At 68.8% G+C, this 13,691-nt stretch carries 13 protein-coding genes; 7 read left to right on the top strand and 6 right to left on the bottom strand.

Going from position 1 to position 13,691, the window contains the following annotated elements; translation table 11 throughout:
• Window positions 1–108 precede the first annotated feature (108 nt).
• The 6 genes from ACSG06_RS04040 (at window position 109) to ACSG06_RS04015 (ending at window position 7,672) form a co-directional block, all read left to right on the top strand.
• On the top strand, window positions 109–516 hold the full coding sequence (locus ACSG06_RS04040) for a hypothetical protein (protein WP_440988981.1): 408 nt from the start codon (window positions 109–111) through the stop codon (window positions 514–516).
• Between the two features lie 82 nt (window positions 517–598).
• Window positions 599–937, top strand: coding sequence for a DUF7518 family protein (locus ACSG06_RS04035; protein ID WP_440988980.1), 339 nt, complete (start codon window positions 599–601; stop codon window positions 935–937).
• A gap of 33 nt (window positions 938–970) precedes the next feature.
• Window positions 971–4,558: a chromosome segregation protein SMC gene (gene smc, locus ACSG06_RS04030; protein ID WP_440988979.1), complete on the top strand. Its 3,588-nt coding sequence runs from the start codon at window positions 971–973 to the stop codon at window positions 4,556–4,558.
• Window positions 4,551–5,636, top strand: coding sequence for a segregation/condensation protein A (locus ACSG06_RS04025; protein WP_440988978.1), 1,086 nt, complete (start codon window positions 4,551–4,553; stop codon window positions 5,634–5,636). Before smc ends, ACSG06_RS04025 begins: the two co-directional genes overlap by 8 nt.
• 91 nt (window positions 5,637–5,727) lie before the next feature.
• Entirely contained in the window at window positions 5,728–6,399 is a 672-nt protein-coding gene (locus ACSG06_RS04020) for a helix-turn-helix domain-containing protein (RefSeq protein ID WP_440988977.1), read from the top strand.
• 322 nt (window positions 6,400–6,721) lie between these two features.
• A complete protein-coding gene (locus ACSG06_RS04015) occupies window positions 6,722–7,672 on the top strand; it encodes a HEAT repeat domain-containing protein (RefSeq protein ID WP_440988976.1) in 951 nt (316 codons plus the stop codon).
• 18 nt (window positions 7,673–7,690) lie between these two features.
• Here ACSG06_RS04015 and ACSG06_RS04010 read toward each other — a convergent pair whose 3' ends face one another.
• The 4 genes from ACSG06_RS04010 to ACSG06_RS03995 form a co-directional block, all read right to left on the bottom strand.
• Complete coding sequence (locus ACSG06_RS04010) at window positions 7,691–8,128, bottom strand: hypothetical protein (protein ID WP_440988975.1); 438 nt, start codon at window positions 8,126–8,128, stop codon at window positions 7,691–7,693.
• A gap of 72 nt (window positions 8,129–8,200) precedes the next feature.
• On the bottom strand, window positions 8,201–9,058 hold the full coding sequence (gene mtnP, locus ACSG06_RS04005; protein WP_440988974.1) for an S-methyl-5'-thioadenosine phosphorylase: 858 nt from the start codon (window positions 9,056–9,058) through the stop codon (window positions 8,201–8,203).
• A gap of 32 nt (window positions 9,059–9,090) precedes the next feature.
• Window positions 9,091–9,537: a hypothetical protein gene (locus ACSG06_RS04000; protein ID WP_440988973.1), complete on the bottom strand. Its 447-nt coding sequence runs from the start codon at window positions 9,535–9,537 to the stop codon at window positions 9,091–9,093.
• The gene (locus ACSG06_RS03995; RefSeq protein ID WP_440988972.1) at window positions 9,530–10,726 is read right to left on the bottom strand and encodes an outer membrane protein assembly factor BamB family protein; all 1,197 of its coding nucleotides are present in this window, start codon (window positions 10,724–10,726) and stop codon (window positions 9,530–9,532) included. The genes ACSG06_RS04000 and ACSG06_RS03995 overlap by 8 nt, the downstream gene beginning before the upstream one ends.
• A 117-nt stretch (window positions 10,727–10,843) precedes the next feature.
• Between ACSG06_RS03995 and ACSG06_RS03990 the strand changes: the two genes are divergently transcribed.
• Window positions 10,844–12,289, top strand: a complete 1,446-nt coding sequence (locus ACSG06_RS03990) for an MATE family efflux transporter (RefSeq protein WP_440988971.1) — start codon at window positions 10,844–10,846, stop codon at window positions 12,287–12,289.
• A 27-nt stretch (window positions 12,290–12,316) separates the two neighbouring features.
• On the opposite strand, the gene ACSG06_RS03985 is transcribed toward ACSG06_RS03990, so the two are convergent.
• Both ACSG06_RS03985 and ACSG06_RS03980 read right to left on the bottom strand, forming a co-directional pair.
• Window positions 12,317–12,862: a YbhB/YbcL family Raf kinase inhibitor-like protein gene (locus ACSG06_RS03985; protein WP_440988970.1), complete on the bottom strand. Its 546-nt coding sequence runs from the start codon at window positions 12,860–12,862 to the stop codon at window positions 12,317–12,319.
• A gap of 104 nt (window positions 12,863–12,966) precedes the next feature.
• A complete protein-coding gene (locus ACSG06_RS03980; protein WP_440988969.1) occupies window positions 12,967–13,659 on the bottom strand; it encodes a phosphoribosyltransferase in 693 nt (230 codons plus the stop codon).
• Window positions 13,660–13,691 lie beyond the last annotated feature (32 nt).

The following is a 13,691-nucleotide window of genomic DNA, read 5'->3' as shown; positions in this document are numbered from 1 at the left end:
CCGCGAACCGACACTGCTAACGAATCCAGGGTGTTTCAGGTCACGGTTCGAGTCGAACCGCGAGCCGACAGCACCCTTTTTCCACGTGACCGGCGAAGCACACGACAGATGGACCGTCGTCGATTCCTGCGACGAGCCGCCGGCGTCGGGAGCTGCGTGGCGCTCGCGGGCTGTGCCGAGTTCGGCGACCCACCGCAGTCGGGCGGCGGGCCGGAGGACCTGCTGGTGACGGGGGTGAGCGCTGACCCCCACGGCGAGAACGTGAGCCTCGGCCTGGACCTCTACGTGGACCGGACGGTGCCGACGGACCTCGAGGCCGAGGGCGAGGTGACGGTGGGCGACCGGACGGCACGCGCCGAGCGGTCGGTGCGGCTCTCCGGCGAGCGGAAGTACATCTCCGTGCAGTTACTGTTCAGCGACGTATCGGGCGGCGGGCAGCTCCCGGAGACGGTCTGGGCCCGGGCGCGGGTTGGCTACGGCGGCGAGATGACGGGCTGGCACGAACTCGACATCTGACCTGTCCGTCGCCCAACAACTGTCAGATTCGAGTGACGTGTCTGACGCAGGTTTATGTTCTCCCGTGCACGGGTTATGTAACATGCCGAAGAACCGGGTGGAAGACCTCGAGGCCACCGTGGACGAACTCGAAGCGACCGTTCGCGGACTGACGGAGGAACTGGTCGAAACGAAAGAACGCGTTCGTATTCTCGAATCCGAGCTCGAGGAGGAGCGAACGGCCGACTCGAGTGCCGAGTCCGTCGACGAGATGCTCGCTCCCGAGCCCGGTACTCCGGGCGAGGACCGCTCCGAAGCCGAGCAGGAGGATGTCGAGCAGGCGGCCGCTCGCGCCCGGAGCGAAGGCGCTAAGGACCACGACGCAGAAGGCGGGGACGACAGCGAGGAGTCCGAGCTCGGCGACGACATCATCGTCGCGTAATCCCCCCATCGCGGCCCCCGACGCCTGACCACCATGCACATCAAAGAACTCGTTCTGGACAACTTCAAGAGCTTCGGCCGCAAGACGCGAATCCCGTTCTACGAGGACTTCACCGTGGTCACGGGGCCGAACGGCTCGGGCAAGTCCAACATCATCGACGCGGTGCTGTTCGCACTCGGGCTGGCCCGGACGCGGGGCATCCGCGCCGAGAAGCTCACCGACCTCATCTACAACCCCGGCCACGACGACGGCGACCGCTCCGGCGGGCCGCGCGAGGCCATCGTCGAGGTCGTCCTCGACAACGAGGACCGCACGCTCTCGCGCTCGCAGGTCGTCAACGCCGCCGGCAGCGACAACGTCGGCGACGTCGACGAGATCCGCGTGAAACGACGGGTGAAGGAGACCGAGGACAACTACTACTCCTACTACTACCTCAACGACCGCTCGGTCAACCTCTCGGACATCCAGGACCTGCTCGCACAGGCCGGGGTCGCCCCGGAGGGCTACAACGTCGTCATGCAGGGCGACGTGACCGAGATCATCAACATGACCCCGCACTCCCGGCGCGAGATCATCGACGAGATCGCGGGAGTCGCGGAGTTCGACGCGAAGAAGGAGGACGCACTGGCCGAACTCGAGACGGTACAGGAGCGCATCAACGAGGCCGAGCTCCGCATCGAGGAGAAGCGGGGGCGCCTCGACCAGCTCGAGGACGAGCGCCAGACGGCGATGCGCTACCGGCGGCTCCGCCGCGAGAAGGAGCAGTACGAGGGCTACCTCAAAGCCGCGGAGCTCGAGGACAAGCGCGAGGAGCGCGCGTCCGTCGAGGACCGCATCGAGAAGAAGGAGGCCGAACTGGAGGAGCTCCAGCGCGACCTCGACCAGAAGCAGGGGACCGTCGTCCGCCTGCAGGAGGACCTGGAGGACCTGAACGCCGAGATCGAACGCAAGGGCGAGGACGAACAGCTCGCCATCAAGCGCGAGATCGAGGGCATCAAGGGCGACATCTCCCGGCTGGAGGACAAGATCGAGGCGAGCGAGGAGCAGATCGAGGCCGCCGAGACGAAGCGGCGCGAGTCGTTCGTGAAGATCGACCGCAAGCAGGAGGAGGTCGACGACGTCGAGGCGGACATCCGCGAGACGAAGGTGTCGAAGTCCTCGCTGAAGGCCGACGTGGCCACCAAGGAGGGCGAACTCGAGGAGGTCCAGGCCGAGATCGACGCCATCGACACGGAGTACGACGAGCTGAAGAACGACCTCCAGGAGAAGAAGGCCGAACTGGAGGCCGAACGCGACGCCGTCAACGAGCTCCAGCGCGAGAAGGACCGGCTCGTCGACGAGCGCCGCCGTCGCTCGAACGAGGCCAGCGAGATAGACGAGGAGATCGAGGAGCAACGCGAGGGGATCCCGGACCTCGAGGCCGAGCGTTCGGACCTCGAGGACGAGCTGGAGAAGGCCGAGCAGAACGTCGACTCCATCGCGTCGGTCGTGGAGGATCTCAAGGCCGAGAAGGAGTCCTACCAGGGGGACCTCGCCGACGTCGAGGACGACCTGCAGGCCGAACAGCAGAAGTACGCCGAGCTGGAGGCCAAGGCCGGGGAGTCCGGCGACTCGTCGTTCGGACGCTCGGTGACGACGGTTCTCAACTCGGGCATCGAGGGGGTCCGTGGCGCGGTCGCCCAGCTGGGCAGCGTCGCCCCCGACTACGCGACGGCGTGTGAGACCGCCGCCGGCGGCCGGATGGCCAACGTCGTCGTGCGCGACGACGTGGTCGGCCAGCAGTGCATCGAGCACCTCAAATCGCGCAACGCTGGCCGGGCGACGATGCTCCCGATGAACAAGATGCGGGACCGCTCGCTCCCCAGCGCGCCCGACCTGCCCGGCGTCGTCGACTTCGCGTACAACCTCATCGACTTCGACGACGAGTACGCGGGCATCTTCAGCCACGTCGTCGGCGACACGCTCGTCGTCGAGGACCTCGATACGGCGCGGGACATGCAGGGCGAGTTCCGGCTGGTCACGCTCGACGGCGACCTCGTCGAGAAGTCGGGCGCGATGACCGGCGGCTCCTCGTCTGGGTCGCGCTACTCGTTCGACTCCTCGGGCGAGGGGCAGCTGAAACGGGTCGCCGAGCGCATCTCCGAGCTCGAGGAGGAGCGGCAGTCGCTCCGCGAGGACATCCAGGCCGTGGAGTCACGTCTCGACGACGCCCGCGACCGCAAGTCCGACGCGGTCGACGAGGTCCGGGGCATCGAGAGCGACATCGAGAGCGCGGAGCGCAAGATAGCGGAACGGGAGAAGCGCATCGCCGACCTCGAGGACCGCCGCGAGGAGATCGAGGACGAGCGCGAGTCCGTCGACGAGGAGATGCAGGAGATCGAGGCCGACATCGAGGACAAGCAGGCCGAGATCTCCGAACTCGAGAGCGAGGTCGCGGACATCGAGTCCGAGCTCGCAGACTCGCGCATCCCGGAGCTCACCCGGCAGAAGGAGTCCATCCAGGAGGAGATAGACGACATCGAGGACCGGATGGACGAGCTCGACGCCGAGCTGAACGAGCTCCAGCTCGAGAAGCAGTACGCCGAGGAGGCCATCGAGGACCTCCACGACGACATCGAGGCCGCCCAGAACGAGAAGGCGAAGCACGAGGAACGGATCGAGGAGCTCGAGGAAGACGTCGCCGAGAAGGAGGAGACGCTCGAATCGAAGCGCCGCGAGGTGCTCGAGCTGGAGAACGAGCTCTCCGAGCTGAAAGACGAGCGCGAGGAGCTCCGCGAGGAGCTCCAGTCGGCCCAGACCGAGCGCGACTCGGTCCAGCAGCAGGTCGACGCGGTGCAGTCGAAGCTGGACTCCTACACGGAGAAGCGCGACCAGCTCGACTGGGAGATCGAGTCGCTGGCCGAGGAGGTCGGCGAGTACGACCCCGAGGACGTGCCGGACCACGACGTCGTCGTCGAGATGGTCGACTGCCTCCAGGGCGACATGGAGGCGATGGAGCCGGTGAACATGCTCGCCATCGACGAGTACGACGACGTCCGCGCCGACCTCGACGAGCTCGAGGAGGGCCGTGACACGCTCGTCGAGGAGGGCGACGCAATCCGCGAGCGCATCGACTCCTACGAGGCCCAGAAGAAGGAGACGTTCATGGACGCGTTCGACGACATCGACGAGCAGTTCCAGGACATCTTCACGCGGCTCTCGAACGGCTCCGGGCGGCTCCACCTCGAGGACGAGGAGGACCCGTTCGACGGGGGCCTGACGATGAAGGCCCAGCCGGCGGACAAGCCCATCCAGCGCCTCGACGCGATGTCCGGCGGCGAGAAGTCACTCACGGCGCTCGCGTTCATCTTCGCCATCCAGCGCCACAACCCGGCGCCGTTCTACGCGCTGGACGAGATCGACGCGTTCCTCGACGCGGTCAACGCCGAGCGCGTCGGGCAGATGGTCGACGAGCTCGCCGGGCAGGCGCAGTTCGTCGTCGTCAGCCACCGGACCGCGATGCTCGACCGGTCCGAGCGCGCCATCGGCGTGACGATGCAGTCCGACAACGTCTCCGCGGTGACGGGTATCGACCTCTCCGACGGCGATGCTGCGGATATGGAGGTCTCTGCCGATGACTGAGGAGGGTTCCGAGGGCGATCCGGAGGAGATGCTCACCATCGCGGGACACGAGGACCGGACACCCCCCGGCGAGGAGGCCGACTTCCTCGCCGACGAAGCGGGAGACGACAGCGAAGACGAGGCCGCCGACCCGGACGAGTTCTACGGCGAGGGCGACGTCGATGACGTGCTGCCGGACGAGGACGACGCGGAGTCGGCGGCCAGCGAGGAGACAGCCGACGACGACGACGACGGCATCGCCCCGGTGCTCCCGGACGACGACGCCATCGAGGACACCGAGGACGACGAGGTCGAGCCGGTCGAACTGCTCGTCCAGCTCGCGAAGAAGGGCGAGATCGACCCGTGGGACATCGACATCCCGCGGGTGACCGACCGGTTCCTCGACGCGCTGGAGTCGGTCGACCTCCGGACGTCGGGGCGGGCGCTGTTCTACGCGAGCGTCCTCCTGCGGATGAAGGGCGACGAGCTCATCCACGGGAGCGACGAGCAGGACGAGGAGGAGCCCGCACCGTGGGAGCAGCCGTTCGGTGACGAGCCGCAGTCGCCGCCGGCGGACCCGGACTTCGACCCCGTCGCCGGGCTGGAGGCCGAGATGGAGCGTCGGCTCGAACGCAAACACGCCCGTGGGACCCCGGAGACGCTCGACGAGCTGGTCCGGGACCTGCGCGAGGCCGAGCGCGGCTCCTGGTGGAAGGAGGGCCGCGAGTACGACACGAGCGACTCGCCGAAGGGGTTCCGCCGTGGCACCCAGACGCTCGACTACCACGCGGGCGACGACCGCCGCGTCGACGACGAACCGACCGAGGACGACGTGACCGGGACGACCCACGAGGAGGAGATCGAGGAGGTCATCGAGGACGTGCGGGCGTCGCTCCGCGAGCACTACGACGCGGGCCGGGCCGAGGTGCTGTTCGCGGAGATCCAGGAGAGCGGTGGGACGCGTGTCCTGACGTTCCTCGCGCTGCTGTTCCTCGCACACCGCGGACAGGTCACGCTCCAGCAGGACGAGCTGTTCGGCGACCTCTGGGTGCAGGACCCGACCGCGGCGTCAGTCTCGGACGAGGCCGTCGCCGACTGACCGCCGACGGGTCACCTCGACTTCGTTCACCGGACCTCGCCGCTGTTACCGACCCGAAGATAGATATGTTCAAATATCCTGTACTTTCTGTATGGGGGTAATCGCGGAGTTCTCGGTCGACACCGACGCGTTCGGTCCGGCGTCGGTCGGCGGGGGTGAGATCGAGGTCCAGCTACAGTTCGAACCGGTCGTGCCCACGTCGGGGGACGTGGCGCCCTACGTCTGGGTGACCGGCGACACCGACGCGTTCGAGCGAGCAATCGACGAGTCCGCACCGGCGGTCAGCTACACGACGCTCGAAAGACACGACGGCCGCGTGCTCTACCGGCTCAGGTGGGGGTCTGAGCCGACGGGGCTGCTGTCGATCTTCGTGGACACGAACGCGGCGGTGCTCGAGGCCCGGGCGACCGACCGGTGGTTCTTCCGCGTCAGGTTCCCGGACGACACGAGCGTCACGCGCTTCCACGAACGGACGAGGGAGCACGGCTACGAGCTCGACCTGCACCGGCTGGGCCGGTCGGTCGACGGGCCCGCCGAACCGGACGGGACGCTCGACCTGACGCCGGAACAGCGGGAGGCGCTGGTTCGTGCCGTCGAGAACGGGTACTTCGCCATCCCGCGACAGTCGACACTGGACGACATCGCCGACGAGTTCGACATCTCGAACCAGGCCGCGTCGGAACGGCTGCGACGGGCGACCGAGACGGTGCTCAAGACGGCCCTCGAGCAGGAGCTGGATCAGCGCGTGACACGACGGGGCTGAGCCCCGCCTCGACGGCGGATATAAAGTATTTGAGATAGCAAGCATCGGTATCAAGTGGCCATAAGAAATATGTACTTCCGACCGTCGTCCCGGTCACACAGAGGGGGAAAGGGGGCGGCGGTCTGGCACGCCAGGTCGCCGATGTCAGGCGGTCTGCGATGCCGGAACGCTCGCCGGGCTGGCTGGCCCACACCGCATCCACCGTCAGTCGAAGCCCATCACATCCGTCAGGCGTCACCGCGATCTGCTTCGCCAGCCCACCGCGGGCGTTTCTCTCACCGATGACAGGGATTCTTGGTCTCCGACGACGACGTACGGGTAGATGGGACTGCTGAGTGGGTCCGACGACACCGACCGTGCAGAGGAGCTGTGCGAACTGGCGCGCGAGGACCCGGCGGGCGCTGTCGGGCACGTCGACGAGCTACGCGGCCTGCTCGCGGCCGGGGACGCGACGACGCGGACGACCGCCGCCGACGCGCTCTACCACATCGCCGGCGCCGAGCCGACGGCACTCGACGACTGCGTCGACGCGCTCATCACACGGCTCGACGACGACGACGCGAGCGCCCGCCGGCGCGCCGCCGACGCGCTCGCCGCCATCGCAGCGGGCGCACCACGGACGTTCAGCGCCTGGGTCGAGTCGCTGGCACCCGCTCTCTCGACGGCCGACCCGTACGTCCGCGCGGCGGTCGCGTCGGTGTTCGCACAGCTCGCCGCCTCCGGGCCGAGCACGGTTCTCGATGCTGTCGAGCAGCTCCGCGACGCGACGACGGACGACGAGGAGTGGGACGTCCGGACGTACGCGACGGGCGCACTGGCCGACGTGGCGACGCGCTACCCGGAGGAGGTGCTCCCGGTCGTCGACGACGCGGTGGCGAACGCCCGCGAACCGGTGCCCGCACTCCAGACCGCGGCCATCGACCTGCTCGCCGCCGTCGCGGTGAACGACCCGGCGACCGTCCCCGAGGTCGACGAACTGTTCGCCGAACTCGTCCTGGATGCGACGACGAGCCAGCGCCTGGCCGCCGCGTACGCCATCGGCCGTGTCGGGGTCGCACACCCGGACCGGTTACCCGAGGCGCTCAGCGCGCTCACGACCGCGATCGGGGACGACGACGACCGGGTGAGTCGTGCCGCCGCTACGGCGTTCGTCACCGTCGCGACCGAGTACTCGGGGTCGGTGACCATCGGCGACGACCTCCGACAGCGGCTCTGGTGGCTCGCCGAAGACATCGATGCGCCGGTCGAGCAGCTGCTCGAGTCGGACGAGTGACACCGTGAGGAGCGGCGGTCAGAGGCGTTCGCCGGCGCGGCGGAGCCGGTCGGCGACGTAGGACCGTCGTCGGGCGACCGCGCGGTCTGTCTCGGCGACGCCGCGGACGGTCTCGACGGCGACCTGCTCGTGGAACAGCCCCGCGAGCGCGCAGACGTCGGTCGGGTTCGCCGATGTGCAGGTGTACGGCGTGACGACCTGCTCCTCGTTCGTCTCGTGCAGTTCCCGCGACTTCGACAGCGACAGCTCCATCACGCCGAGGTTGAGCGACCGTGCCTGCCGGCCGCGCGAGGGGAAGAAGCGCTCGTCGTCGGTCTCGACGACGTAGCCTTCGCGACACAGCGGACAGATGGAGCCGACCGCGGCGTCGATGCCCTCCAGGAACCCGCGGGCGGTCTCCGCGTCGCCGTCGAGCTGCGCCGCGACCTGCTCGACGAGCTCGTCGTCTACGTTCATGCGAGTGACGAACGGGGCCGGTCGGCAAAAGTCGGTCGGTGGGACCGGCGACGTTCTCGCCGGCCGGCGGGCTCAGTCGAGGTACTGGCCGGCGAGCAGGTCGACGCGCTCGCGGGTGTCGGCCGGGATCGCCTCGCTCGGCGTGTTGATGGTACCCTCCAGGGCCGACCAGGCGTCGCTCTCGAAGTCGTCCGGCATCGAGCGCACGGCCTCCTCGACGACCGCGTTGATGGACTCCTGGTTCGCGGCGGCGTTCTCGAGCACCTCGTCGAGCGTGACCTCGCTGTCGCGCTTCCAGACGTCGTAGTCGGTGACGCCGGTGACCGTCGCGTAGCTCATCTCGGCCTCGCGGGCGAGCTTCGCTTCGGGGATGGCGGTCATGCCGACGACGTCCCAGCCCTGCTCGCGGTAGAACTCGCTCTCGGACCGGGTGGAGTACTGCGGGCCCTCGATGCAGACGTACGTACCACCCTCCTCGACGTCGGCGTCGGTGTCGGCGCGCTCGGCCGCGTCGGCGAGGTGCTCGACCATCGGCGGGTCGTACGGGTCGGCGAAGCCCATGTGGACGACCATGCCGTCGCCGAAGAAGGTGTGCTCGCGCTGGCTCGTCCGGTCGAAGATCTGCGTCGGCACGAGCAGCGTCTGCGGCGGGAGGTCCTCGCGCAGGCTGCCGACCGCGTTCGTCGCGATGACGCGGTCCACGCCGACGGACTTCAGCGCATAGATGTTCGCCTTGTACGGCGCGTTCGTCGGGGTGTGCTGGTGGTCGGGGCCGTGTCGCGGCAGGAAGGCGACCTCCTTGCCGGCGAGCTCGCCGAGCGTGATGTCGTCCGAGGGCTCGCCGAACGGTGTCTCGACGCTGCGCTGCTCCACGTTCTCGAGGGGCAGGGCCTCGTAGATGCCGCTGCCGCCGATGACGCCGATAGTCATGGTTCCACGAACTCGGGGCGCGCGTAAAACCGCTACGAGTCGTCGTCAGCCCCGAACAGCCCGACGATGGGTTCGAGCCCTCCGCGGTACGCCACGACGTAGCCGACGATGAGCGCACCGACGGCGGTCAGGGCAGGACCCGCGAGGTAGACCGGTTGCCCCCGGACCGCCGGGAACGGCGGTGCGATCACCGCCTCCACGACGTAGAAGACGGCCGCGACGACGACCGCGAACACGACGGCGGCGACCTCGTCGGTGTCCGGGTGCGTCGCGCGGTACGCGAACGCGAGGGCGATGCCGCCCCAGCACACGAGGCCGAGGCGACCCGGGACCAGCGTCTGTCTGTCGAGCAGCCAGCGCAGCGGGTACGTCACGAGCCACGCCGGGACCAGCAGCGGGATGGTCATCCCGAACCGCTCTCCGAGCGTGGGGTCGTCGTCGAGGGTCGGTACGTCGTTCCCCTGCGACGATTCAGGCATCGTCGGTCACCTCCAGGGCGAAGAGCCGGTCGCCGCGGAGCGCCAACAGGTGGTCGCTGGCGTAGGCGAACCCGGACGGTTCGGAGCCGGCGAGCTCGTGGCGCACCCGTCTGTCGCCGGTCGACGGGTCGCGCACCTCGACCCCGTGGGGAGTGTGGACGTAGAGGTGGTCGTCTGTACGGAGCAGTTCGTGCACTCCTGCCTGCCTGTCGACGGTCCAGCGCCGCTCGCCGGTCGCACGGTCGAACGCGTGGAGTCGCCTCCCTTCGCTGGCACAGACCACGAGGTCATCGGCGACCGTCGGGTCGACTGGCTGTGTCGACGTCGGCTGCTGCCAGCGGAGGGCCCCGTCGTCGACCGCGAACGCCTGGATGCGGCCGCCGTCCTCTGTCTCGCCGGTCGCCAGGAGCGTGTCCCCGTCGACGGCCAGGTGCCGGCTCTCGTACTCGAACTCGGCCGTCGTCCACTGCTGGGTCCCGTCCTCGGCGTCGACGGCGACGAACGGGGACGTCCCGTAGCGGCCCCCCGCACAGTAGAGCGTCCCGTCGTCGAACGCGAGCGGGTTCGCGGCCAGTCGGAGTCGGCTGCCGTCGGCTCGCTCACCCACCCAGTGCCGGAGGCCCGTCTCCATATCGCGGGCTTCCAGCCCCCGTCGCCCGACGGTGAACAGGGTCGACCCGACCGGCAGGAACGTCGACAGGAACCCTGCACGTTCCACCGTCCGGTAGTGGTAACCCGGGAGCCACCACTTCGAGTTCCCCCCACGCCCGAGGACGTAGAACCCGTCGCCGGTCGAACAGCAGAGGTGCCCGGCCCCCAGTGCGACCCCGTACCCCGTTGCGATGCGTGGACGGGCGCGCCACGCGGTGGAGCCGTCAGCCAGTTCGACGGCGTAGACCCCGTCGTCCGAAACGGGGACGATTGCCCGGCCGTCGGCGACGACGACACGGTAGCCGGAACCGCCGTCGAACGACCGCTCCCACGCGAGGGAGAGTTCGGTGCCACCGGTGACTGGCACGTGGTTCCGCCGCGCCGGCGACCGGCCCGGCAGGAGCCACTCGTCCGTCGACACCGACGGATCGGCGTCGAAGGCGCCGCGGAACACGTCGGAACGCAGGAGCTGGCCGCCGGCCAGCGCGCCGACGCCGCCGGCGAGCAGCCCGCGGCGGGAGAGTCGAGGTGGTGACATCACTGGTGTCGGCCAATGGTATCAGGGACCAAGTGTCTTGTCGGTCCGCGCGACCCCTGCCACGTGCTATCGTCCGCTACTCGCATTGATATGACTGCGGGACGTTTTCGAATCGTAATGGTCGACTCGCACACGAACACGAAGCTCACCGAGGGGGAGCTCGCCCGGCCGATGCTCCGGCTGGCGTGGCCGCTCGTGGCCATCCAGCTGCTGCAGGTCACCTACAACCTCGCCGACACGGCGTGGCTGGGCGCGTACTCCTCGAACGCCGTCGGGGCGTTGAGCCTCGCGTTCCCGCTCATCTTCTTCCTCATCTCCGTCGGGGGCGGGTTCACCGCGGCCGGCGCCATCCTCGTCGCGCAGTACACCGGGGCCGACAGCGACGGCTCGGCGAGCCTGGTCGCCGGCCAGACCATCGGCTTCGTCGGCGCGCTCTCGGTCGTCATCGGCGTGGTCGGCTACGTCCTCACCGACCCGATGCTCGCCGTGCTACCGGCGGACCCCGAGACCCAGCGGGTCATCGTCCCGCTGGCGGCAGACTACATGCGCATCTTCTTCCTCGGGATGCCGTTCCTCTTCGGCTTCTTCGTCTTCGTCTCGCTGCTCCGTGGCTACGGCAACACGCGGACGCCGCTGCGCATCATGCTCGTCTCCGTCGCGCTGAACGTCGTGCTCGACCCGCTGGTCATCTTCGGCGTCGGCCCGTTCCCCGAGCTCGGCATCGAGGGCGCGGCGCTGGCGACCGTGTTCTCCCGCGGCGTCGCCACCCTGCTCGGGCTCTACCTGCTGTTCTGGACGAACGCCGGACCGGACGTGGGCGCGGCAGACCTCGTCCCCGACCTCGGAACCATCCGGGACATCGTCCGCATCGGCGTCCCCTCGGCGGCCGAACAGTCGATGACCTCGCTCGCGCTCATCGCGCTGACGGGCATGGTCGCGACGTTCCCGCCCGCGGTCGTCACCGCGTACGGGCTGGGCAACCGGGTCATCTCGCTCGTCTTCCTCCCCGCGATGGGGCTCGGGCAGGCGACGAACACCGTCGTCGGACAGAACCTCGGCGCGGAGAAACCGGAGCGCGCGGAGCGGGCGACGTGGCTCGCGGCGAAGTTCGCGGCCCTGAGCCTGTTCGTCGTCGCGGTCGTCATCTTCGCGGTGCCGACGCTGGTGCTCCGGCCGCTGCTCACCGCCGACACGGCGCAGGCTGCCGAGACGCTGGTCTACGGCGCGGAGTACCTCCGTATCGCGGCCCCCGCGTTCGTGTTCATGGGGCTGTTCCCCGTGTTCCTCGGCGCGTTCCGCGGCTCCGGCGACACGAAGACGGCGCTGGTGTTCTCGGTGCTCGCGCTCTGGTTCGTGCGCGTCCCGACGACGTACCTGCTCGTGTTCGTCCTCGGCTGGGACGCCACGGGGGTGTTCGCGGCCGTCGCACTGGGCGACGTGGTCGGTGCGCTCGCCGCGATGGCCTGGTTCACCCGCGGCACGTGGAAGCACACAGTCGTCGAGGGTGGTCGGGAGCGCGAGCCCGCCGTGACCGACGGCGGGAGCGAACACGGCGCGGACTGAGCCGGGAGACGGCGGTTCGTCGCCCGATCAGGGCCGCAGCCCGCGTGGCCCCTCCGTCAGGAACACGCTCCCCTGATCGGCACCGTACCGTCCCGTCAGCTCCCCGGCGGCCAGCACCGACCCCTCCAGCCCGATGGTGGATGCGACGCGGGCACGTCGCGTCGCCGCCGGGAGGTCGAGGTCCATATCGAGCGCGTACACCCTGAACCGGTAGGTCTCGACCTGCTCGGGCGGCGGCGACGGACCGCCCCAGCCCTGCCGGAGGAAGTCGTTGTAGCCCTCGGTCGCGCCCTCGAGCGGTTCGTCTCGCGGAAGCACGGTCGTCTCGGGGTCGATGCCCCAGGCCTGCCAGTGGACCCACTCGTGGTCCACCACGTCGGCCGCCTCGGGATGGACCATCGTCACCAGCAGCGACTCGGCCGCGTCGGGGACGCCCCCGATACGGAGCTCGGGGCGCTCGTTCTCGTTCACGAACCCGGTCCAGTCCGGCAGTCGGTCGCCGTCCTCGAACGCCGGACTGGTCACGGTGAGCGGTTCCGCGTCCGCAAGCGCCGCGGTCAGGTCGTCGATCATCTCCCTGACAGTCGCCCCCACACCACAAATATCTTCGTACGGATACGAATCGGGCAGAAATTAGTCCGGGTGGTCCCGTCCGTCGGTCGTTTCGACCCACCGACTCAGACCAGCGTCCAGCCGCCGTCCTCCGCCCGCTCGACGACGTCGCGGCGCTCCATCTCGGTGAGCACCTCGGTCATGCGGTTCGGCTGGGCGATCTCCATCTCGATGCGCTGGAGGTCGTGGTCCTCCGCGAGGAAGTGGCGGATGTCCGCCTTCTGGAACGAGGACTGCTCGTGGCGCTCCATCAGCCCCGAGATGATGTCTATCATGTCCTCGATGAAGTTCCACGGGTAGACCATCCACGCCCACTCCTCGAGGCGTTCGCCGACGTAGTCCGGCTCGAACTCGCTCGTCTGGAGCAGCTGGAGCGTCGCCGTCTTCACCGTGCCAGCGTTGCGCTCCTCGACGTACTCCTCGGCCCGCCGGATGCTGCCGCCGGTGTCCGCGATGTCGTCGATGATGAGCACGTCCTTGCCCTCGACGCTACCCTCCGGCATCGGGTAGCGGACCTGGGGCTCGTCGGCCTTCTGGGCGGTGCCGACGTAGTGCTCCATCTTCAGGCTCGTCAGGTCGTCCATCCCGAGGAAGTCACAGATGCAACGCCCGGCGAACCAGCCGCCGCGGGCGAGTGCGACGATGACGTCCGGCTCGAAGGAGTCCTCCTTGACGTCCTCGCTCACGTCCCGACAGAGGCCGTAGATGTACTCCCAGTTCGTGATGGTGCAGTTGAAATCCTCCGGGAGGTCGCTCATACCCGGCACTCGCGCGTGTCGGCACTTAACCG

Origin of the sequence: Haloarchaeobius baliensis, from assembly GCF_052060055.1 — an archaeon.
GTDB lineage: Archaea > Halobacteriota > Halobacteria > Halobacteriales > Natrialbaceae > Haloarchaeobius > Haloarchaeobius baliensis.
The sequence above is the reverse complement of the archived record's forward strand: the minus strand, read 5'-3'. Positions and strand labels throughout refer to the sequence as shown.